The organism is Streptomyces albidoflavus (genome assembly GCF_000719955.1).
GTDB lineage: Bacteria > Actinomycetota > Actinomycetes > Streptomycetales > Streptomycetaceae > Streptomyces > Streptomyces albidoflavus.
The window spans coordinates 97,515-116,136 of record NZ_JOII01000012.1; the positions used below are offsets into that span (position 1 = coordinate 97,515).

20 protein-coding genes are annotated in these 18,622 nt (G+C 72.1%); 11 read left to right on the top strand and 9 right to left on the bottom strand.

All coding sequences use genetic code 11. The features are described from left to right. Nucleotides 1-12 precede the first annotated feature (12 nt). On the top strand, nt 13-522 hold the full coding sequence (locus IF45_RS0115480; protein WP_030307956.1) for a CGNR zinc finger domain-containing protein: 510 nt from the start codon (nt 13-15) through the stop codon (nt 520-522). A 25-nt stretch (nt 523-547) separates the two neighbouring features. On the opposite strand, the gene IF45_RS0115485 is transcribed toward IF45_RS0115480, so the two are convergent. After that, a complete protein-coding gene (locus IF45_RS0115485) occupies nt 548-1,891 on the bottom strand; it encodes a UDP-glucose dehydrogenase family protein (RefSeq protein WP_010642901.1) in 1,344 nt (447 codons plus the stop codon). A 212-nt stretch (nt 1,892-2,103) separates the two neighbouring features. Here IF45_RS0115485 and IF45_RS0115490 point away from each other — a divergent pair, with 212 nt between their 5' ends. Further along, nucleotides 2,104-3,261 carry an acyl-CoA dehydrogenase family protein gene (locus IF45_RS0115490; protein WP_003950402.1) on the top strand — a complete coding sequence of 386 codons (1,158 nt, stop codon included), beginning with the start codon at nt 2,104-2,106 and terminating at the stop codon, nt 3,259-3,261. A 67-nt stretch (nt 3,262-3,328) separates the two neighbouring features. Here the strand turns inward: IF45_RS0115490 and IF45_RS0115495 are convergent, their stop codons facing one another. Further along, complete coding sequence (locus tag IF45_RS0115495) at nt 3,329-3,796, bottom strand: hypothetical protein (protein ID WP_030307958.1); 468 nt, start codon at nt 3,794-3,796, stop codon at nt 3,329-3,331. 50 nt (nt 3,797-3,846) lie between these two features. Next, nucleotides 3,847-4,080 carry a DUF397 domain-containing protein gene (locus IF45_RS0115500; RefSeq protein ID WP_008417638.1) on the bottom strand — a complete coding sequence of 78 codons (234 nt, stop codon included), beginning with the start codon at nt 4,078-4,080 and terminating at the stop codon, nt 3,847-3,849. 473 nt (nt 4,081-4,553) lie between these two features. On the opposite strand from IF45_RS0115500, the gene IF45_RS33940 reads away from it, so the two are divergent. Both IF45_RS33940 and IF45_RS0115510 read left to right on the top strand, forming a co-directional pair. Further along, a complete protein-coding gene (locus tag IF45_RS33940; RefSeq protein ID WP_030307961.1) occupies nt 4,554-4,856 on the top strand; it encodes a DUF6879 family protein in 303 nt (100 codons plus the stop codon). A 14-nt stretch (nt 4,857-4,870) separates the two neighbouring features. Then, complete coding sequence (locus IF45_RS0115510; RefSeq protein WP_030307962.1) at nt 4,871-5,719, top strand: helix-turn-helix domain-containing protein; 849 nt, start codon at nt 4,871-4,873, stop codon at nt 5,717-5,719. An 81-nt stretch (nt 5,720-5,800) separates the two neighbouring features. On the opposite strand, the gene IF45_RS0115515 is transcribed toward IF45_RS0115510, so the two are convergent. Then, a complete protein-coding gene (locus IF45_RS0115515; protein WP_008417632.1) occupies nt 5,801-6,325 on the bottom strand; it encodes a DUF6879 family protein in 525 nt (174 codons plus the stop codon). Nucleotides 6,326-6,640: 315 nt separating this feature from the next. Between IF45_RS0115515 and IF45_RS0115525 the strand changes: the two genes are divergently transcribed. Then, nucleotides 6,641-8,281: a catalase gene (locus tag IF45_RS0115525; RefSeq protein WP_003950408.1), complete on the top strand. Its 1,641-nt coding sequence runs from the start codon at nt 6,641-6,643 to the stop codon at nt 8,279-8,281. A 73-nt stretch (nt 8,282-8,354) separates the two neighbouring features. Here the strand turns inward: IF45_RS0115525 and IF45_RS0115530 are convergent, their stop codons facing one another. Then, a complete protein-coding gene (locus IF45_RS0115530; protein WP_234313095.1) occupies nt 8,355-9,095 on the bottom strand; it encodes a tellurium resistance protein TerA in 741 nt (246 codons plus the stop codon). Between the two features lie 195 nt (nt 9,096-9,290). Between IF45_RS0115530 and IF45_RS0115535 the strand changes: the two genes are divergently transcribed. The 5 genes from IF45_RS0115535 (at nt 9,291) to IF45_RS0115555 (ending at nt 13,934) form a co-directional block, all read left to right on the top strand. Next, nucleotides 9,291-10,523 carry a hypothetical protein gene (locus IF45_RS0115535; RefSeq protein WP_030307965.1) on the top strand — a complete coding sequence of 411 codons (1,233 nt, stop codon included), beginning with the start codon at nt 9,291-9,293 and terminating at the stop codon, nt 10,521-10,523. After that, a complete protein-coding gene (locus IF45_RS0115540) occupies nt 10,520-11,002 on the top strand; it encodes a hypothetical protein (protein ID WP_003950411.1) in 483 nt (160 codons plus the stop codon). The genes IF45_RS0115535 and IF45_RS0115540 overlap by 4 nt, the downstream gene beginning before the upstream one ends. A 67-nt stretch (nt 11,003-11,069) precedes the next feature. Next, the gene (locus IF45_RS0115545) at nt 11,070-11,735 is read left to right on the top strand and encodes a vWA domain-containing protein (protein ID WP_003950412.1); all 666 of its coding nucleotides are present in this window, start codon (nt 11,070-11,072) and stop codon (nt 11,733-11,735) included. Nucleotide 11,736: 1 nt separating this feature from the next. Next, nucleotides 11,737-12,981: a protein phosphatase 2C domain-containing protein gene (locus IF45_RS0115550; RefSeq protein ID WP_030307967.1), complete on the top strand. Its 1,245-nt coding sequence runs from the start codon at nt 11,737-11,739 to the stop codon at nt 12,979-12,981. Then, nucleotides 12,978-13,934, top strand: coding sequence for a hypothetical protein (locus IF45_RS0115555; protein ID WP_030307969.1), 957 nt, complete (start codon nt 12,978-12,980; stop codon nt 13,932-13,934). Before IF45_RS0115550 ends, IF45_RS0115555 begins: the two co-directional genes overlap by 4 nt. A gap of 66 nt (nt 13,935-14,000) precedes the next feature. On the opposite strand, the gene IF45_RS0115560 is transcribed toward IF45_RS0115555, so the two are convergent. Next, a complete protein-coding gene (locus IF45_RS0115560) occupies nt 14,001-14,204 on the bottom strand; it encodes a DUF397 domain-containing protein (RefSeq protein ID WP_008417617.1) in 204 nt (67 codons plus the stop codon). After that, a complete protein-coding gene (locus IF45_RS0115565) occupies nt 14,201-15,064 on the bottom strand; it encodes a helix-turn-helix domain-containing protein (protein WP_008417614.1) in 864 nt (287 codons plus the stop codon). Before IF45_RS0115565 ends, IF45_RS0115560 begins: the two co-directional genes overlap by 4 nt. 141 nt (nt 15,065-15,205) lie before the next feature. Between IF45_RS0115565 and IF45_RS0115570 the strand changes: the two genes are divergently transcribed. Next, complete coding sequence (locus IF45_RS0115570; protein WP_239469457.1) at nt 15,206-15,577, top strand: ATP-binding protein; 372 nt, start codon at nt 15,206-15,208, stop codon at nt 15,575-15,577. A 9-nt stretch (nt 15,578-15,586) separates the two neighbouring features. Here the strand turns inward: IF45_RS0115570 and IF45_RS0115575 are convergent, their stop codons facing one another. Both IF45_RS0115575 and IF45_RS0115580 read right to left on the bottom strand, forming a co-directional pair. Further along, nucleotides 15,587-17,119, bottom strand: a complete 1,533-nt coding sequence (locus IF45_RS0115575) for a cryptochrome/photolyase family protein (protein WP_030307975.1) — start codon at nt 17,117-17,119, stop codon at nt 15,587-15,589. Between the two features lie 120 nt (nt 17,120-17,239). Continuing rightward, the gene (locus tag IF45_RS0115580) at nt 17,240-18,508 is read right to left on the bottom strand and encodes an LCP family protein (protein WP_174905213.1); all 1,269 of its coding nucleotides are present in this window, start codon (nt 18,506-18,508) and stop codon (nt 17,240-17,242) included. Nucleotides 18,509-18,622: the final 114 nt, after the last annotated feature.

Consider the following 18,622-nt stretch of genomic DNA (forward strand, 5'->3'; position numbering starts at 1 on the left):
ACCGTCGTCGCCATGGCCAGACCTTCCGCCCCCGGGCCCCTCGTCCTCGTCCAGGACCTGGTCAACACCCTGGATCTGGAGACGGGGGCCGACACCCTCGCCACCGAGGAAGGACGCGCCGCCTTCGGCCTGCGCGAGGCCGACGTGGCCGCCGCCCTCGCCCTGCGCGAAGCCCTGCGGGCCGCCTGCCTCGCCCACGCCGGGCACGGCGCGCCCGCCGAGGTGGCCGCCCTCGGCACGCTGCTGGCCCGGGCACCCCTGGTCACCACCGTCGACCCGGCCGACGGCTCGGCCCGCCTCGCCCCGGCCGATCCCGCCTCCCTCACCGCCCGAGTCGCGGCGGCCGTCGCACGGGGCTCGCTGGACGGCAGCTGGCAGCGGCTGAAGGTCTGCGAGGACGAGACGTGCCGCTGGGCCTACTACGACCGCAGCCCGGCGGGCCGGGGCCGCTGGTGCTCGATGGAGGTGTGCGGGGCCCGCGCCAAGATGCGGGCCTACCGGGCGCGGCGGGCGGGGGAGTAGGCCCCGTCCGCCGTACCCGCCCCCGTCAGGCCCGGGGCCGGCCCATCGCCCGGAACGTCCAGCCGGCCTTGCGCCAGACCTCCGGGTCGAGGGCGTTGCGGCCGTCCAGCAGGGTCGGGGTGGCGACGGCGGCGGCCAGTTCGGCCGGGTCCAGCTCGCGGAACTCGCGCCACTCGGTGAGGTGGAGGACGACGTCGGCGCCGCGGACCGCCTCCAGCGCCGAGTCGGCGTAGCCGAGGGTGGGGAAGATGCGGCGGGCGTTGTCCATGCCCTTGGGGTCGTAGACGGTGACCTGGCCGCCCTGGAGGTGGATCTGCCCGGCCACGTTGAGCGCCGGGGAGTCGCGGACGTCGTCCGAGTCGGGCTTGAAGGTGGCGCCCAGCACCGCGACCCGCTTGCCGAGGAACGAGGTGGTGCCCAGCGCCTCCAGGGCCAGCTCCACCATGTGCCCCCGGCGCCGCATGTTGACCGAGTCGACCTCGCGCAGGAAGGTCAGCGCCTGGTCGGCCCCCAGCTCACCGGCGCGGGCCATGAACGCCCGGATGTCCTTGGGCAGGCAGCCGCCGCCGAAGCCGATCCCGGCCCGCAGGAACTTGGCCCCGATCCGGTCGTCGTGGCCGAGCGCCTCGGCGAGCTTGGCCACGTCGCCGTCGGCGGCCTCGCAGACCTCGGCCATCGCGTTGATGAAGGAGATCTTGGTGGCGAGGAAGGAGTTGGCGGCCGTCTTCACCAGCTCGGCGGTGGGGAAGTCGGTGACGATGAAGGGCGAGCCCTCCGCGACCGGCGTCCGGTACACCTCGCGCAGCAGTTCCTCGGCGCGGGCGCCGCGGACCCCGACCACGATCCGGTCCGGGTGCAGGGTGTCGTCGACCGCGAACCCCTCGCGCAGGAACTCCGGGTTCCACGCCAGCTCGGCCTCCTCGCCCACCGGCGCCGCCGCGGCCAGCTCGGCGGCGAGGCGCTCGGCGGAGCCCACCGGCACCGTCGACTTGCCGACCACCAGCGCGGGCCGCTTCAGGTGCGGGGCGAGCGAGGCGAGAGCGCTCTCCACGTAACTCATGTCGCAGGCGTACTCGCCCGGCTTCTGCGGGGTGTTCACGCAGACGAAGTGGACGTCGCCGAAGTCCGCGACCTCCTCGAAGGAGGTGGTGAACCGCAGCCGGCCGCTGGAGCCCTCGATCCCCGCGACGTGCTTGCCGAGCAGCTCCTCCAGGCCCGGCTCGTACATCGGGACCCGGCCCTGGGAGAGCAGCGCGATCTTCTCCGGGACGACGTCCAGCCCGAGCACCTCGAAGCCCAGCTCGGCCATGGCGGCGGCATGGGTGGCGCCGAGGTAGCCGGTGCCGATCACGGTGATCCTGAGGGCCATGGTGGGTGCTCCAGTGCGTCCGGGGGAGGCGGATCAAGTCGTACGGGGTGATGCGCCGACCGAGCATAGCCCCGTGCGTGGCGCGGCCCTCAGCTGGGCATTTCCCCCCTGTCGTCAACCTCACGTACCGCTCGGTGCGGCACGGGCCCTAAGCTTTGGACGAGTTACTGGGTTACTTAACGGTAGTTAGCATGACTGGGGAGTGAGAGACCGTGGCCGGAGCGCCTGATTTCGACCTGTACCGCCTGTCCGAGGAGCACACGATGCTCCGCGAGACGGTCCGCGCGCTCGCCGAGGCGAAGATCGCCCCGCACGCCGCCGCCGTCGACGAGGAGGCCCGGTTCCCGCAGGAGGCCCTCGACGCGCTCACCGCCGCCGACCTCCACGCGGTCCACGTACCGGAGAGCTACGGCGGCGCCGGCGCCGACGCGCTCGCCACCGTCCTGGTCATCGAGGAGGTGGCCCGCGTCTGCGCCTCCTCCTCCCTGATCCCGGCCGTCAACAAGCTCGGCTCGCTCCCGGTGGTCCTCTCCGGCTCCGAGGAGCTGAAGAAGAAGTACCTGGGCCCGCTCGCCAAGGGCGACGGCATGTTCTCGTACTGCCTCTCCGAGCCCGACGCGGGCTCCGACGCCGCCGGCATGAAGACCAAGGCCGTCCGCGACGGTGACTTCTGGGTGCTCAACGGCGTCAAGCGCTGGATCACCAACGCCGGCGTCTCCGAGTACTACACGGTGATGGCCGTCACCGACCCGGAGAAGCGCTCCAAGGGCATCAGCGCCTTCGTCGTGGAGAAGGGCGACGAGGGCGTCTCCTTCGGCGCCCCGGAGAAGAAGCTCGGCATCAAGGGCTCCCCGACCCGCGAGGTCTACTTCGACAACGTCCGCATCCCCGCCGACCGCATGATCGGCGCGGAGGGCACCGGCTTCGCCACCGCCATGAAGACCCTGGACCACACCCGCATCACCATCGCGGCCCAGGCCCTCGGCATCGCCCAGGGCGCCCTGGACTACGCCAAGGGGTACGTCCAGGAGCGCAAGCAGTTCGGCAAGCCGATCGGCGACTTCCAGGGCGTCCAGTTCATGCTGGCCGACATGGCGATGAAGCTGGAGGCGGCCCGCCAGCTCACCTACGCCGCCGCCGCCAAGTCCGAGCGCGTCGAGAACGACCTCACCTTCTTCGGCGCCGCCGCCAAGTGCTACGCCTCCGACGCCGCCATGGAGATCACCACGGACGCCGTCCAGCTCCTCGGCGGCTACGGCTACACCCGCGACTACCCGGTCGAGCGGATGATGCGCGACGCGAAGATCACCCAGATCTACGAGGGCACGAACCAGGTCCAGCGCATCGTGATGGCGCGCAACCTGCCGTAACAGGTCCTCGCAGGAGACCAAGGGAGAAGCCCCGGCCGTGCAGGCCGGGGCTTCTCCCTTGCTCCGGCTACGCCACCGGGCAGCCCAGCCCGGGGCCGGCGCGGTTCGGGGAACAGGTCACCACCGCCAGGGACAGGAACGTGGGGCGCTCCAGGTAGAAGCCGTACGAGACATCGGTACCGGAGTGCAGCTGCCCGGCCGCGGCGTCCACCAGCCGGGCCAGGCGCGTGACGTCCCGTTCCCCCGCCGAAGCGAACCGGGGCGCGTACGCGGCCAGCCGCTCACCGAGCCACGAGGCGGCCTCCTTCGCCTCGCCCCAGGTGCCACGGACCAGGGAAGGGGGCTTGACGAGCCAGTACGCCGTCTCCAGCGGCGGCAGGTCACCGGCCGGGAACTCCGCCGCCACCTCGCGATACCGCTGGATCAGCTCCGGCCTGCCGCCGGCGGGCGGAGGCTCAGGATGCGGCGGCCGCCGAAGCGCCTCCTGGTCGAAACGCTCCTTCGGGCCAACCCAGAGATAGCCGTGGTGGTGCACCTGTCATACCCGCTCGGTGTCGTGGACCAAGTCACGGGCGCGAAGGGCGGTCAGGCGCCCAGCCCGAAGCGCGCGGGGTCGATCCCGGCCGCCCCCAGCTCCTCCGTGGTGAACCGCAGCGGTTTCGCGTCGGGCCGCTTGCTGTCCCCGAGCGCCCAGGCACCGTCCCCGATCCGGGCGAGCGTCACGCACGACTCGCCGTCCGGGTGCGTGTTACCCCCGCACGCCTTCACGAACAAGGCTCCGTGGATGTCGAGTGCGTACAGGTCGGTTCCGTTCTGCATCTCTGCGCCTTCCTGTTCAACCGATTCCCGCCACTGCGGCAGGGGGAACTCAACGGCGTTTCGCCCCATTCAGGACGATTCAGCGCCGATGTGCCGACAGTAGGAAGCGCCGGGTTCCGCGCTCAATGAACTTGCATGAACTTGCACGGCAATTCATCGGCGCAACAGCCTTCTTGGCGCGGCCCCAGCAGCTCAGCGAGGCTGATGCAAGCCCGGGCAAAGGTCTCAACCTGCGAGGCGGCTTGGCGGTAGCGTTCATCGGAACCGAGCCCGACATGCACCGGGACCACTGGCCTCTCCCGTGCGGGCGCACGCGCCGAGGCCCAGGAGGTCATGTTGCAGGGGGTGGAAGCCGAGCACTGAAACTCAGGCGCCGTGCGAGGCAAGCGGCCCCGCGCACTACCCGGTACCTGACGAGGGAGGCCGGTGTCGTGATTCCGGCCGGATGATCCCGATGATCAGGGAGGCGCGTGATGCCGTCGAGTGTGCCCAGCTTCACTGAGCTGCTTGGCCAGTGCGAGCGGTCCGCCGTTCACCTGGAACTGCGTGCCTCCTGCGTCCCGACGGATCGGTTCGCGGCGTGGAAGCGCGGTGAGCGGATCGATGGGGAGGACCGCGCATCCTGGTGGCACCCCTACGACCCTTTGATCACGGACGCGGTGGTCCGGGGGTGGTTGCCCCGGCGGCGGGCTACGAGCATTGCCGTGAAGCTGTGCTCCGCCGCTTTCGAAACGGTTCGAGAGCGAGCTGTCCCGCACCTCCTGTACGAGATCTGACGAAGGCCTGCTCCATGCACTCTCCTCCCTCATCACGCGTTCAGAAGGCCCGTGAAGAATTAGCTGGCCGACTGCGTGAGATCCGCAAGGACGCGGGGATCAGCGGCCGGGAGCTGGCTCTCAGGTGTGGCTGGTCAGAGTCGAAGTCCTCCCGGATCGAGAACGCGAAAACCCCTCCCTCCGACGCGGATGTCAGAGCCTGGTGTCGTGCATGCGCCGCCGACGAGCAGGCTGCCGACCTGATCGCCGCCAACAGGCTCCCCGCCGACGCTCATGCGCAGTGGCCGCGACTCCAGCGAAGCGGGCTGCGCCGTTTGCAGGAGTCCACCGGAGACCTGTACCAGGAAACAAGAACATTCAGGACCTACGTGTCCGACGTGATCCCCGGATTCCTCCAGACACCTGGATATGCCGCCGCCCTGCTTTCCTCCATCGCGGACTTCCGGGGGACCCCGGACGACGTGAGCGATGCCGTTGCGGCCCGCATGAGGCGTAACGAGGTGCTGAGCAACGGTGCACGCCGGTTCTCGTTCGTCATGGAGGAGTCGGTGTTGCGATACCGGCTGTGCAGCGCGGAGACCATGGCGGCCCAGCTCGGTCACCTGCTCGGGGTCATGGATCTCCAGAACGTGGCGGTGGGGTTCATCCCGTTCTCAGCCCGGCGAGCCGTGTGGCCCATGCCCACGTTCACGATCTTCGACGACACCAGGGTGCACGCGGACACCCTGGACGCCGCAGCCACGCTCACGCAGCCCGGCCAGGTCGAGCTGTACGCGCGAGCCTTCGAGCGACTGGCGCAGGGGGCGGTGCGGGGCGCGGCGGCACGTTCCCTCGTAGCGGATGCGGTGGCCTCCCTGGCGTGAGGGCCGGTATCGGAGCGTCCGTGGCCTCCTTCCCGGATGCCACGAGCAGGGCCCGCAGCGCGGCCCCGATCTGTGCTCTGTTCACGCCTCGTGCTCGGCCCACCATGCGGTGAACGGTTCAGCGTGGCTGAGCGCCGTGTCGCGATACCTGATGAACTCCGCCGCTCGTTCCGGGGCCGGCACGTCCGAGCCCAGATACCTCCCCGTGTCGTCGTACCTCATGACGGCCACGGACTCGGAGTCGAAGCACCAGAAGTCCGGGACGCCGGGGAGGGGGTTGGGCCTGTTCGTGACGTCGAGGATGAAGAACTCTTCGCCGCCGGTCATGTTCTTCCGGTAGCCCCAGCCGAGTTCGAATCGAAGGTATTCCGTCAGTGGGCGCGACAGAATGTGCACTCGGCGGATCCGCTTCCCGTTCTCGGTGTGGGAACGGACTTCGTCCACCCAGTCGGCGTTGTAGCCGGCGGGCTGCGGCTCCCCGGCCAGGTAGGCGTGATAGGCGTCGACGTTCCCCGACCGGCTGTAGTCGTCCAGGGTTTCCAGGCGGAACGCCTCCTGCTGGAATGAGTCGAAAAGATCGCCGAGGGAATCAGATGAGCTTTTCACGCATGGCCTTCCGGAGATGTTCTGCCGGGATCTCGACCAGGGTTTCGCGGACCAGCTTGGTGGTCTTCATACGGTGGTCCCTTCCCCTGCCGCAGGCTGTGCCTGGCGTCCGAGTCGATGCTCCCGATGGCCGGGGGCGCGGGTCAAGCGATCACGGTTGACGGAACGGGAAACCGGGCAGCTGGCCCTCGCCGGTCACCACGTCCGGGTACTCCCGGCGCGGCGGACGGGGGAATTCCGGCGCGCCCGGCGAGGCGGGCGGGGCTCAGGGGAACCCTCGCGTGGCCAGCACCGCGCGATCAAGGAGCCGTAGCCGTGACCGAGCCCGCCAACAAGGACCGTCCCTACCTGACCAACCGGCAGGGCCATCCCGTCTACGACAACCAGAATCAGCGGACGGTGGGGGCCCGGGGGCCCGCCACGCTGGAGAACTACCAGTTCCTGGAGAAGATCAGCCACTTCGACCGGGAGCGGATCCCGGAGCGGGTGGTGCACGCGCGTGGGGTGACGACCTTCGGGTTCTTCGAGGCGTACGGGAAGTGGGGCGACGAGCCGATCAGCCGGTACACGCGGGCCAAGCTCTTCCAGGAGGCGGGGAAGCGGACCGATGTGGCCGTGCGGTTCTCGACGGTGATCGGGGGGCGGGACTCCTCCGAGGCGGCGCGGGACCCGCGCGGGTTCGCCGTGAAGTTCTACACCGAGGACGGCAACTGGGACCTCGTCGGCAACAACCTGGGGGTCTTCTTCATCCGGGACGCCATCAAGTTCCCCGACGTGATCCACTCCCTCAAGCCCGACCCGGTCTCGCACGAGCAGAAGCCGGCCCGGATCTTCGACTTCATGTCGCAGACCCCGGAGGCCATGCACATGCTGGTCAACCTCTTCAGCCCGCGCGGCATCCCGGCCGACTACCGCCACATGCAGGGCTTCGGCGTCAACACGTACAAGTGGGTGGACGCCGAGGGCGGCACGGTGCTGGTCAAGTACCACTGGGTGCCCAAGCAGGGGGTCGCCTCGATGACCGAGGAGGACGCGGCCAACGTCCAGGCCGACGACCTCGGCCACGCCACCAAGGACCTGTACGAGGCCATCGGGCGCGGCGACTACCCGGAGTGGGAGCTGCGGGTCCAGATGATGTCCGACGACGACCACCCCGAGCTGGACTTCGACCCGCTGGACGACACCAAGACCTGGCCCGAGCAGGACTTCCCGCCCAGGCCGGTCGGCCGGATGGTGCTCGACCGGGTCCCCGGCAACTACTTCGCCGAGAACGAGCAGGCCGCCTTCGGCACCGGCGTCCTCGTCGACGGGCTCGACTTCTCCGACGACAAGATGCTGGTCGGCCGCACCTTCTCGTACAGCGACACCCAGCGGTACCGGGTCGGCCCGAACTACCTCCAGCTCCCGGTCAACCAGCCCAAGGCCCCCGTCGCCACCAACCAGCGCGACGGCCAGATGGCGTACGAGAACGGGCCCGACGGGGAGAACCCCGAGGTCAACTACGAGCCCTCGATCATGGGCGGGCTGCGCGAGGCCGAGTACCCGACGCGGGACGAGGAGGGCCCGGTGCTCCAGGGGCGCCTGACCCGGGCCCGCATCCCGCGCACCAACGACTACCTCCAGGCCGGTCAGCGCTTCCAGCTCATGGAGGAGTGGGAGCAGGACGACCTGGTCAAGAACTTCACCGACCTGTTCGCCCAGTGCACCCGGCCCGTCCAGGAGCGGATGATCTGGCACTGCCTGATGGCCGACAACGAGCTGGGGCTGCGGGTCGGCGAGGGCATCGGCATCGCCCCCTCCGACGTCGCCCACATGGCGCCGCTGCCCGGCCAGACCCTCACCGAGGAGGACCGCGTCCGCCTCGGCCGCCTCGGCGACAACCCGCCCCGCGACGTCACGGGGCTGACCATGACCCACTGCGTCCCGGACAAGCACCACGTGGTGACGCGGCGCTGAGCCGGGGCGGTCCGGGCGGGAACCGGTCGTGTTCCGGTCCCCGCCCGGGCGAAGGGCGGGTGTCTTCCGGGCGTCAGCCGAGCCGGGGCGGCTTGTCCATCCGCGTCCAGGAGAGGCCGAAGCCGTACGCCTGGTCGACCAGCTGGTGGATGCCGAGTTCGGGGTGGCCGTCGAACCAGCGGACCTCGCGGCGCACGGTCAGGCCGGTGCCGTCGGACTCGGTGAGGGCCACGGCGCACCCCGCGGCGGTGGCCGGGGCGTCGTCCAGGAGAATGCGGAAGGTGCCCGCCGTGCCGCTGACCGTCACCGAGGCGCCCAGCTCCCGGAAGGAGACGGAGCCCTCGTAGAGGTAGGTGAAGAAGAGCAGGCGGCGGAAGAGGTGGTGGTGGTCGAGGTTGACCCGCAGGGTCTCCCCGTCGGCGCTGGCGCCGCTGCGGTCGTCGTGGTCGAGGGCGATGTACGGCCAGGCGTCGAGCCGGCCGAAGGCGTCGCCGAGGGCCTGCACCACCTGGAGCGTCCCGTCGGTGAACTCGGCCAGTGCGCAGAGGTCGACGTCGGCCTCGGCCCGCGCCGACCAGTTGAGGTTGACCTGGAGGAGACCGCCGCCGCCGAGCCGGGCGGCGGGCTCGGCGCGGGTGAGGCGGACCTCCTTGGCGAGGGCCGCCCGGCGGCGCCGTTCCGCGGCCTCCCGCGCCGCGTCGGCGGCGGGCGGGGGCTGCTGTTCCGCGCCCGGCGCACCCGTACGGCGCGCGGGGCTCTCCGCGCCCCCGGGGCGCAGCCTGATGGTCTTCCGTTCGCGCCCGTCGCTGCTCAACCCGGCCCCCATACCGTCGTGTTGACGAAGATTCCACGACTCTGGCGGAGTGTAAGCGATCGGTGACAGCTGCACTATGCTGTGCCGTCCCGGTGGCAGAGGGGGATGTGCCGCCGGCCGGGGGAGCGGGGCGCGGACGCGCACCGCACAGCACGGGGGCGCCCCCGCGACGCGGCTGCCGGGGGGTTGCAGAGGATGACCGGAGAACTGACCGACAGCCGCAGGCTGGGCAGGTCGCTGAAGAAGCTGGCCGCCGAACCGGCGCTGGCCACCCGGCAGGCCGAACTGGAACACCTCGCGGAAGCCGTCTCCGACCAGGACGGGAACCGGCTCGACCGGTGGGCCGAGGTCGACCTGCTGCACACCTTCGTCCGCCCCGAGTCCGTCGCCGCCGCCACCCGCAGCCCCGAGGAGCACCGGGCCTGGGCCTGGCTGGAGGCCGGGCTCGGCGCCTTCGTCTTCCTGCCGCTGGTCCTCAGCTGGTACGGCCTCACCCAGGCGTCCCGCGCCTACCAGGAGCTGGTCGCCGAACGCCCCGCCGCGGCCGCCCGCCCCTTCCTCCAGCTCTGGCAGACCGGCTTCGAGGGCCACCTGTCGGGGGTGCACACCTTCGGCTCCGTCGCGCTCGGCGCCACCGCCGTCATCGTGGTGCTGCTCGCACTCGCCCTGGTGCACGGGGCGCGCGGCGCCGCCGTGGACCGGCGCGAGGAGCGGGGCCGCCGCGCCACCGAGGACGTCCTGGGCCGCCTCACGGTGACGCTCTCCCGCACCCAGCTGTACCTCGGCGAACACCGGCGCACCTCCCCGCTGCGGTTCGCCGCCGAACTCACCGAGTCCGCCGCCACCCTGCGCCGGCTCGGCCAGGACGCGGTACGCGTCCAGACGGAGCTGGGGGCGGCCGCCGCCTCCGTGGAGACGGCGGTCCGGGGCGCGGAGACCGCCCTGAGCGCCGTCGACACCTCCGTCCGCCCCCTGGAGCGGGCCGCCGGCCAGATCGAGAAGGCCGTACGCGAGAGCGGCGACGGGATCGGGGGCGCCCTCGGCGAGGTGCGCGGCGGCCAGAAGGAGCTGCACGAGGGGATCGGCGCCGCCGCCGAACGCGTCGAGGACTCGGCGGGCGCGCTGGCGGCGGCCCAGCAGTCCTTCACCACCGGCATCGAGGTCTCCGCCGACGTCACCGCCCGGCTCCTCTCCCGGCTCGACTCCTACGCCGAACGGTCGGCGGCGGCCGACGAGGCGGCCGGGGCCGCGCTGCGGCAGCTCGCCGAGCAGACCGCGGCGCTGCGCCGCACGGCGGACCGGTTCGCAGAACTGACCGAGGCGCTCCAGGAGTACCCGCCCGGCCCGCCGCCGGAGCCCGCCGGGCGGGAGCCCGCGAAGAAGGCGCCCGCCGCGCTGCCCGCCGGGGCGCCGGGCGACGCCCGATGAGGCGCCGCCGGTTCCGGCCGCTGCACCTCGCGGGGTGGCTCTTCGCCGACATGCTCCTGGTGCTCGCGCTGGTCGCCCTCGGGGACCGCGGGGACCCGCAGGCGGCCAAGGCCGTGCCCTCGCCCGGGCCCAGCCCCTCCGCCACGGCGACCGAGACCGGCAAGCCCCGGCCGAAGGGACCCCGCTCGGTCAGCCGCGAACCGGTCACGCTCACCGTCGACGCGGACTACGGTGACCGCGCGGGCCTGGAGAAGAAGCTCCGGGCGGCGACGAAGCGGTACGCCGGACGGCAGGCGGCCATCGTCCTCACCTTCGGCCGGCACCCCGACCCGGGCGGCGGCCAGGCCTACGCCCGGCGGGTCAACTCCACGCTGACGAAGGCCCGTCCGGACATGTTCGAGAAGACGACCCGGCGCGATTTCTGGAAGGGCGGTGCCGCCGGACACGCCTCGGTCGAGATCTACTTCTACACCTACTGAACGCTCCCGCGCCCCGGCGCCCGCCGGGAGGGCCCCGTCCCCATCCGAGCAGCCACGGAGGTACACCGTGCAGATCCTTCCCTTCTACCTGCTGTGCGACGAGTCCGGCTCGATGACCGGCGATCCCATCGACGCCATCAACCGGGCCCTGCCCGACCTGCACCACGAGATCAGCACCAACCCGACCGTCGCCGACAAGACCCGGTTCTGCCTGATCGGCTTCTCGGACGACGCCAGCGTCCTCCAGCCGCTCGTCGACCTGAGCGACATCGACGAGGTACCGGCCCTCTCCGCCGGCGGACTGACCGACTACGGCACGGCCTTCCGCACCCTGCTGCGCTCCGTCGAGAAGGACGTGGCCGAGCTGAAGGCCCAGGGCCACGAGGTGTACCGGCCGGTCGCCTTCTTCCTCTCCGACGGCATCCCGACCGACGAGGACTGGCCCACCGCCCACCGCGAACTCCTCAACTCGCGGTACGCGCCGAAGATCATCGCCTTCGGCATCGGGGACGCCGAGGCGCAGATCATCGGGCAGGTCGCCAACTTCCGGGCCTTCATCCAGAAGGACAACAGCGTCTCGCCCGCCCAGGCGCTGCGCGAGTTCGCCTCCAGCCTGACCCGCTCCATCGTCCGCTCCGCCTCCAGCATCTCCAGCGACGGCAGTTCGGACTTCACCCTCGCGGTCGAGGAGAAGGTCCCCGGCTTCGAAACCGTCACCCTCGACAAGGTCTGAGATGCCCGAGCCCACCGCGTACGAGCCCGAGGAAGCCGACGGCCTGGACGCCACGTTCCGTCAGAACGAGGCGATCCTGCGGGAGAGCGGCCCCGCCGTCCCGGCGGGCGAGGCCGCCGCCCCCTCGGTACCGGCCCAGGGAAGCCCCTGGCGTCCGGTCCACCCCGGCGAGGCCCCGCCGGCCCCGGCGTACGCCCCCGCCCCGGCGTACGCGCCCCCGCGCCAGGACCCGGCGGGCCCGCTGCCGGAGGAGGCCGGGCCTCCCCGGCCGCCCGCGCCGGAACCCGGACCCCCGGCGGCCTCCGCTCCCACCCCGGAGCCCGAAGCCGGGCCCGCCCTGCCCGAGTTGGGCGAACCCTGGCACGGCGGCCCCAAGCCGCCCCTGTACCGGCCCGTCCCGCAGGCGGCCCCCGCCGTGCCGAGCGCCGGGATCGAGGGTGCCCTGGTCCCCGACATCGTGGTGGACGGGGCGGAGCACGGGGCGCTCACCGTCCGGGCCGCCTCGGTGCGCGGCGACTCGCACCGCTACCAGGCCGAGCCGCGCCAGGACTCCGTCTGCGTGGCCAGGATCGGCTCGGGGGAGTCGGAACTGCTGGTGCTGGGGGTGGCCGACGGGGTCGGCTCCGCACCGCTCTCGCACGTCGGGTCGCAGAAGGCGTGCGCCCTCGCGGCGGGCGCCCTGGACCGGGTGGCGGGGCCGCTCGCGGCGGCCGTCGCCGAGAGCGACCTCCCCGGGTTCACGGCCCTGGCGCGCCAGGCCACCGCCGAGGTGGCGACGCTGCTGCGGCACGAGGCCGAGCGGTACGGGCGCCGGCCCTCGGAGTTCGCCACCACGCTCCGCCTGCTCGTCGTCCCGCTCGACCCGGAGGTGCGTGTCCGGGGCCTGCTCACCCTCGGCGACGGCGGCACCGCGCTGCTGCGCGAGGGCCGGTGGGACACGGCCCTCGGCGCCACGGAGGAGGGGGACGGCGCCGTCATCGACACCCGCACCCCGGCCCTGCCCACCACCCGCGAGCCGGTCGCCACCCTGATCAGCACCCGCCCCGGCGACGTCCTGGTGGTCTGCACCGACGGCCTCTCCACCCCGCTCGCCGGCGACCAGGACACGGCACGCTTCCTGGCGCGCGCCTGGTCCCCGGAGCGCGTGCCCGGACCGGCGGACTTCCTCTGGCAGCTCCAGTACCGGGTGAAGTCCTACGACGACGACCGCAGCGCCGTCGTCCTGTGGGAAGGCCCCGCCCGATGACCGTGCACGACGGGGAGGACCTCGCCCTCCACCAGGTGAAGCGGTTCGCCCGGGTCGGCGACGGCGGGCAGGGCGAGGTCTTCGAGGCGGGCGGCCCCGGGCGCCTGCTCTACAAGGAGTACCGGGAGCCCCACAAGGTGCGCGGGGACGCCCTCACGCACCTGGTCCGGGTCCGCCAGGAGATGGCCCCGGCCGAACGGGACCGGCTCGACCGGCAGGCCGCGTGGCCGCTCTGCCGGGTGACCGACGGCGGGCGCGTCACCGGGTTCCTCATGCACCGGGCGCCGGAGGCGATGACCTGGACGACGTCGAAGGGCGACGGCAAGCTCATCGAGCTGTCGTACCTGCTCAGGGAGGCCAAGGCCGCCTGGAGCGCCGTGCCGCAGCCGGTCCCGGCCCAGCGCCTCGACCTGGTGGTCCAGGTCGTTTCCCTCCTGGAGTGGCTGCACGGGCTGGGGCTGGTGGTGGGCGACCTCTCGCACGCCAACGTCCTGTGGAGCCTCGCCCCCGAGCCCGCCGTCCACCTCCTGGACTGCGACGGCATCCGCGCCGGCGGCCAGGACCCGGTCCTCGACCAGGCCGACACCCCCGACTGGCACGACCCGCTGGCCCCCGCCGGACTCCCCGCCTCCGTCGACAGCGACCGCTACAAGGCGGCCCTGATGATCGGCCGCATCCTCTGCCGCGACCCGCTCATCCGCCCCGGCGAGCCCCTGACCCTCGTGCCCGGAACCCTGGACGACCGCCGCGCCGGCCAGCTCGCCCCCCTGTGGCGCCAGGCGGCCGGAGCGGCCGGCTCCCGCCCGGACCTGGGCCGCTGGCGCACCGCCCTCAGCGGCCGGGGCACCATCCCCCTGCGCCGGGGCGTCCCCCGCCCCGCCCCGTCCGGCGCCGACCCGGCCGTCTTCCAGCAACGCGGCCCCCGCGGCACCATCCCGCTCCGCGGCGACTGAGGCCCCCGCCACGACACCGGCCCGCCCCTCGCGTATGCGGGGAGCGGGCCGAAGCGCGTCACAGGGTCAGCTCGCGACGACACCCTCGACGAACGCGGACAGGGCGGCGGCCGAGAACAGCAGGGCCGGGCCCTGGGGGTGCTTGCTGTCGCGGACGGCGACGGTGGTGGGGGAGACGATGCCGCATTCGACGCACTGGGCGCCGGTGTCGGAGTACGTGGACTTCCACCAGGTCACGGGGAGGGTGGAGGCGTCGTTGACGTGGCTCATAGCTTCTTCCTTATCTGGGTGATCAGGTCCGCCGACGCGTCCACAGAGGCAGCGGCAGAAGTGAGGCGCTGCCAGGCGTCCCGGTGCGCTGCCACCTTGTCGCGCTCTTCCACGTACAAAGCGGAGGTCAGGCTTTCGGTGTGGACGACATCGAGGTCCGGGTGGGGGCCGAAGCCGAGCAAGGTGAAGGACCCGAGCTGGCCGACGTGCAGAGGTGCGTCGGAAGGCAGCACCTGGATGTTGACATTAGGGCGCTTGCCCATGGAGAGAAGGCGCCCCAGTTGCTCACGCATGGCTCCGTCCGTCTGGGAACTGGAGCGCAAGGCGTGTTCGGCGATGATCGCCCACAGGCTGACCGGGTCCTCACGAGTGAGAACGGCCTGACGAGCGAGGCGGACTTCCACCAACGCATCGACGCGGGCTTCCAGAGCTTCGGACATCGCGGTCGCGCGAATGATCTCGCGAGCGTACTCGGCGGTGTGCAGCAGCCCCGGAATGGCACCCACCTGCCAGGAAAGGATCGACTCCGCCTCTGACTCCAGGCTGATCAGATCCGCGTGTACGGGGCTGAGCACACCCCGGTACGAGTGCCACCAGCCCCGCTGTGACGCCTCCTTGGTGAGGGTGACGAGGGCGGAGCGGAGTTCGTCGCTGACCTCGCGGCCGAGGGAGGCGTACAGGTCGAGGAGGGTTTCCACGTCCTTGGCCTTGGCGGCGCTCTTGGCGGTCTCTATGCGGGAGAGCTTCGAGGTGACGAAGAGGCCGCCCGAGGCCTCAGCGACTTCCTCCAGGGTGAGTTCGCCGCGCAGGGTGCGGAGCTTGGCGCCAAGTCGCCTGCGACGCACGGTCGGTGCGCTCACGTGGTCCCCCTCACTGTGCTCAAGTGCTGCTCGAAAGTCTGCCGTGAGCTGACATGCCGTGTCACCCGAGCCAGAGGCACATCACCCTCGCTCACTACCGACATCTGCTGCCACCCCGCCGAGGGGCCGCCCCCGATCCTGGTGCTGGCCGGCGAGCCGCAGTCGGCGCGCGCCGCCCGCCGGTTCGTCGCCGAGTACCTGGCGCACCACGTTCCGGAGGCAGCCGAGGAGCACGTCAACACCGTGGTCCTGGTCGCCTGCGAGCTGGCGGGCAACGCCATCCGGTACGGCACCGAGCCGGGGGACTTCTTCCGCGTCGTCATCGGGGCCGACGACCGGCGTACCCGCGTCGAGGTGCACGACCCGGTACGCCGCCGGCCGCGCAGGCGTCCCCGGTCCGAGGCGCGGAGCCGGGGCCGTGGGCTACTGGTGCTCGACGCGTTGTGCGAGGGGAGGTGGGGCGTGGAGGACATCCCGCTGGGGAAAGCCGTGTGGGCCGAGATTCCTCGCTGATCGCCTGCCCTACGGCGCCGCGTCCCCCCGCTCCCGCTCCTGCCCCAGCACCTCGTCCAGGTCCTTCAGCCGTTCCATGCCCCGGGCGGCCTGGGCGGTGCGCGGGTTGTGGACGAGGCGTTCGTGGTGGCGGTGGACGAAGCTCCAGTAGCCGGCGGTGTAGGGGCAGGCCCGGTCGCCGGTGCGGTGGTCGGGGCGGTAGGCGCACGGGGAGCAGTAGTCGCTCATGCGGTTCAGGTAGGCGCCCCCGGAGGCGTAGGGCTTGGTGGTCATGCGGCCGCCGTCGGCGTACTGGGACATGCCGAGGACGTTGGGGAGCATCACCCAGTCGTAGCCGTCGACGAAGCAGCGGTGGAACCAGTCGGTGAGGGCGGCGGGGTCCCAGCCGCGCTGGAGGGCGTAGTTGCCGAGGACCATCAGGCGGGGGATGTGGTGGGTCCAGCCGGTGTCGCGGAGCTGGGCGAGGACGGTGGAGAGGCAGTGGGCGGTGACCGCGTCGGCGTCCAGGTCGGACCACCAGTCGGGGAGCGGGGCGTGGTGGCCCAGCGCGTTGGTGGTGCGGTACTCCTCGCCGAAGTGCCAGTAGAGGTGCCAGATGTACTCGCGCCAGCCGGCGATCTGGCGGACGAACCCCTCGACGCTGTTGAGCGGTGCCTCCCCGGCCCGCCAGGCGGCCTCGGCCCGCTCGACGCACTCGGCGGGGTCGAGCAGGCCGAGGTTGAGGGAGGAGGAGAGGAGGCTGTGGCTCATCACCGGGTCGGCGGTGAGCATGGCGTCCTCGTACGGGCCGAAGGTGGCGAGGCGGTCGGAGACGAAGCGGCGCAGGGCGTTCAGGGCCTCGCGGCGGGTGGCGGGGAAGCGGCGGGGGCCGTCGCGGCCGACGAAGGTGACCTCGCCGGAGCGTTCCCAGCGGTCGAGGTCGTGGCGCACCTCCTCGTCGATGGCGTCCTCGCGGGGGCGGTAGGGGGCGGGGACGTCCAGGGCCCCGGCGTCGCGGGGCGGGGGTTCGCGGTTGTCGTGGTCGAGGTTCCAGCGGCCCGAGGCGGGGCGGTCGCCCTCCATGAGGAGGTCGTGGGCGGCGCGGGTGCGGCGGTAGAAGTCCTCCTGGCGCAGCGCGCGCCCGCCCCGGCCCTCCGCCCAGTCGGCGAACTCCTGGTGGCCGACGAGGAAGCCCCGCGCGGGCAGCACCGTGACCTGGGGGAGGGCGTCGACCAGGGCGAGGGCGGCGCGGGAGGTGGGATGGTGGACGGTGACGGGGCGCTCCCCGGCCGCCTTCCGCAGGCCCTCACGGTACGTCCCGGCCTTCACGTACGTGACGCGGTCGCCCAGCTCGGCGGCGCGGTGGCGCATCGCGGAGAGGACGAGGTGGGCCTTGGCGCGGTGGAAGCGGCGGCGCCGGAACACCGCGCGGGACTCGATCATCATCAGCGGGGTGTCCCGGTGCGGCCCGTCCTCGCCGGGGGTGAGGAAGTGCGGGCCGAGCTGGTCGCCGAAGAGCCAGTGGACGGCCCCCGTCCCCTTGCCGCCGGATCGCTGCCCCATCGTGCGCGCCCCTTCGTCTGGCCCTGCGGTGTCCGGACGACACCGCGCCCCCAGCTTCAGGCGCCGGGGGCGCGGCGGATGCGCGGGGGAGCCGTACGGGTGAGGGGTACGGCCCGGGGCTCACTCCGTGACGGTGACCTTCTCGTCGTTGCGGAGCTGCTGCATGAGCTGGTCCTTCTTGGCCTTGTCCCAGACGAGGTTGCCGCCGTTGGAGCCGGAGATCGGCATGTTCATCGAGGTGCCCTCGCCGCCGGTCAGGCCCTTCATCGCCCAGAACATGCTGGCCAGGTCGAACAGGCCCATGTCCTTGTCGACGATGAGGGTGTCCAGGCCCGCGCCGAGCGTCGGGTAGAGCCGGAACGGGTTCAGCACGGTGGACGGGGTGGCCGCCTGGTTGGCCAGGGTCGCCAGGAACTTCTGCTGGTTCTTGGTGCGGTCCAGGTCGCTGCCGGCGAAGGCGTACCGGGTACGGACGAAGGCGAGCGCCTGCTCGCCGTCGAGGGTCTGCTTGCCCGCCTGGAAGTCGGCGCCGGACTTCTTGTCCTTGAACGCCTTCGGGATGTCCATCTCGACGCCGCCGAGCGCGTCCACGATGTTGGCGAAGCCGCCGAAGCCGATCTCCGCGTAGTGGTCGATGCGCAGGCCGGTGTTGTACTCCACGGTGCGGACCAGCAGCTCGGGGCCGTCCTCGGCGTAGGCGGCGTTGAGCTTGACGCGGCGGCCCTGCGCCGGGAAGAGCTTGCCGGACTCGGAGCCCTTGAACGACGGGATCTCGACCTCGGAGTCACGCGGCAGCGAGACCATCGTGTTCCCGTTGGACCCGACGTGCAGGATCATCATCGAGTCGGTGCGCTTGCCCTCGGCGGAGCCGGTGTGCAGGCGCTTCTTGTCGTCGTCGGTCATGCCGTCGCGGCTGTCGGAGCCGACGATGAGGTAGTTGGTCCCCTCGCCCTCCTCGGGCCGCTCGATGACCTTGGCGAGGTCGACCTCACCGCGCAGCTTGGAGCTGGCCCACATGTACGTGCCGACGCTGACCACCAGGGCCGCGACGAGGAAGGTGATGAGGCCCACCTTGACGCGCCGGCCCCAGTTCGGCGCCGGGCGCCGTCCGCCGGGGCCGCCGGGGCCGTCCTGGTAACCGCCGCCACCCCGGCCGCCGCCACCGCCGCCGTACACCTGTCCGGTGTTGTAGCCGTCGTCGTAGTCGTCCCGGCCACCCGGACGGCCGTACTGGGGCTGCGGCGGAACCGTGGTGCGCGGGGGCGCCGCCGGGGGCGGTGCCTGGCGGCGGCGCACGTGCGGCATGGCGCGGGCACTCTCGGGTCGGGCGGAGCCGCTGCCCCGCCCGTATCTGGGCTGCTCGTCGCGCCCGGCGGGCCAGTCATTCATGCGTGACAGTGTGCGCCGTCCGGGGGACCCCCAGACAGAGGGGTGCCGCAATCCGGCCAGGGCTGTTGCGAAGCTGATGCATTCGAGCAGGTGAGCGGGTGCGACATACAGTGG

Excerpts from the sequence above, each read along its gene's own strand:
- IF45_RS0115535 (WP_030307965.1), top strand. The coding sequence starts at position 9,291 with ATGACCGGAGAACTGACCGACAGCCGCAGGCTGGGCAGGTCGCTGAAG.
- IF45_RS0115510 (WP_030307962.1), top strand. The coding sequence starts at position 4,871 with ATGCACTCTCCTCCCTCATCACGCGTTCAGAAGGCCCGTGAAGAATTA.
- IF45_RS0115555 (WP_030307969.1), top strand. The coding sequence starts at position 12,978 with ATGACCGTGCACGACGGGGAGGACCTCGCCCTCCACCAGGTGAAGCGG.
- IF45_RS0115500 (WP_008417638.1), bottom strand. The coding sequence starts at position 4,080 with ATGCAGAACGGAACCGACCTGTACGCACTCGACATCCACGGAGCCTTG.
- IF45_RS0115550 (WP_030307967.1), top strand. The coding sequence starts at position 11,737 with ATGCCCGAGCCCACCGCGTACGAGCCCGAGGAAGCCGACGGCCTGGAC.
- IF45_RS0115485 (WP_010642901.1), bottom strand. The coding sequence starts at position 1,891 with ATGGCCCTCAGGATCACCGTGATCGGCACCGGCTACCTCGGCGCCACC.
- IF45_RS0115540 (WP_003950411.1), top strand. The coding sequence starts at position 10,520 with ATGAGGCGCCGCCGGTTCCGGCCGCTGCACCTCGCGGGGTGGCTCTTC.
- IF45_RS0115575 (WP_030307975.1), bottom strand. The coding sequence starts at position 17,119 with ATGGGGCAGCGATCCGGCGGCAAGGGGACGGGGGCCGTCCACTGGCTC.
- IF45_RS33940 (WP_030307961.1), top strand. The coding sequence starts at position 4,554 with ATGCCGTCGAGTGTGCCCAGCTTCACTGAGCTGCTTGGCCAGTGCGAG.
- IF45_RS0115580 (WP_174905213.1), bottom strand. The coding sequence starts at position 18,508 with ATGAATGACTGGCCCGCCGGGCGCGACGAGCAGCCCAGATACGGGCGG.
- IF45_RS0115560 (WP_008417617.1), bottom strand. The coding sequence starts at position 14,204 with ATGAGCCACGTCAACGACGCCTCCACCCTCCCCGTGACCTGGTGGAAG.
- IF45_RS0115480 (WP_030307956.1), top strand. The coding sequence starts at position 13 with ATGGCCAGACCTTCCGCCCCCGGGCCCCTCGTCCTCGTCCAGGACCTG.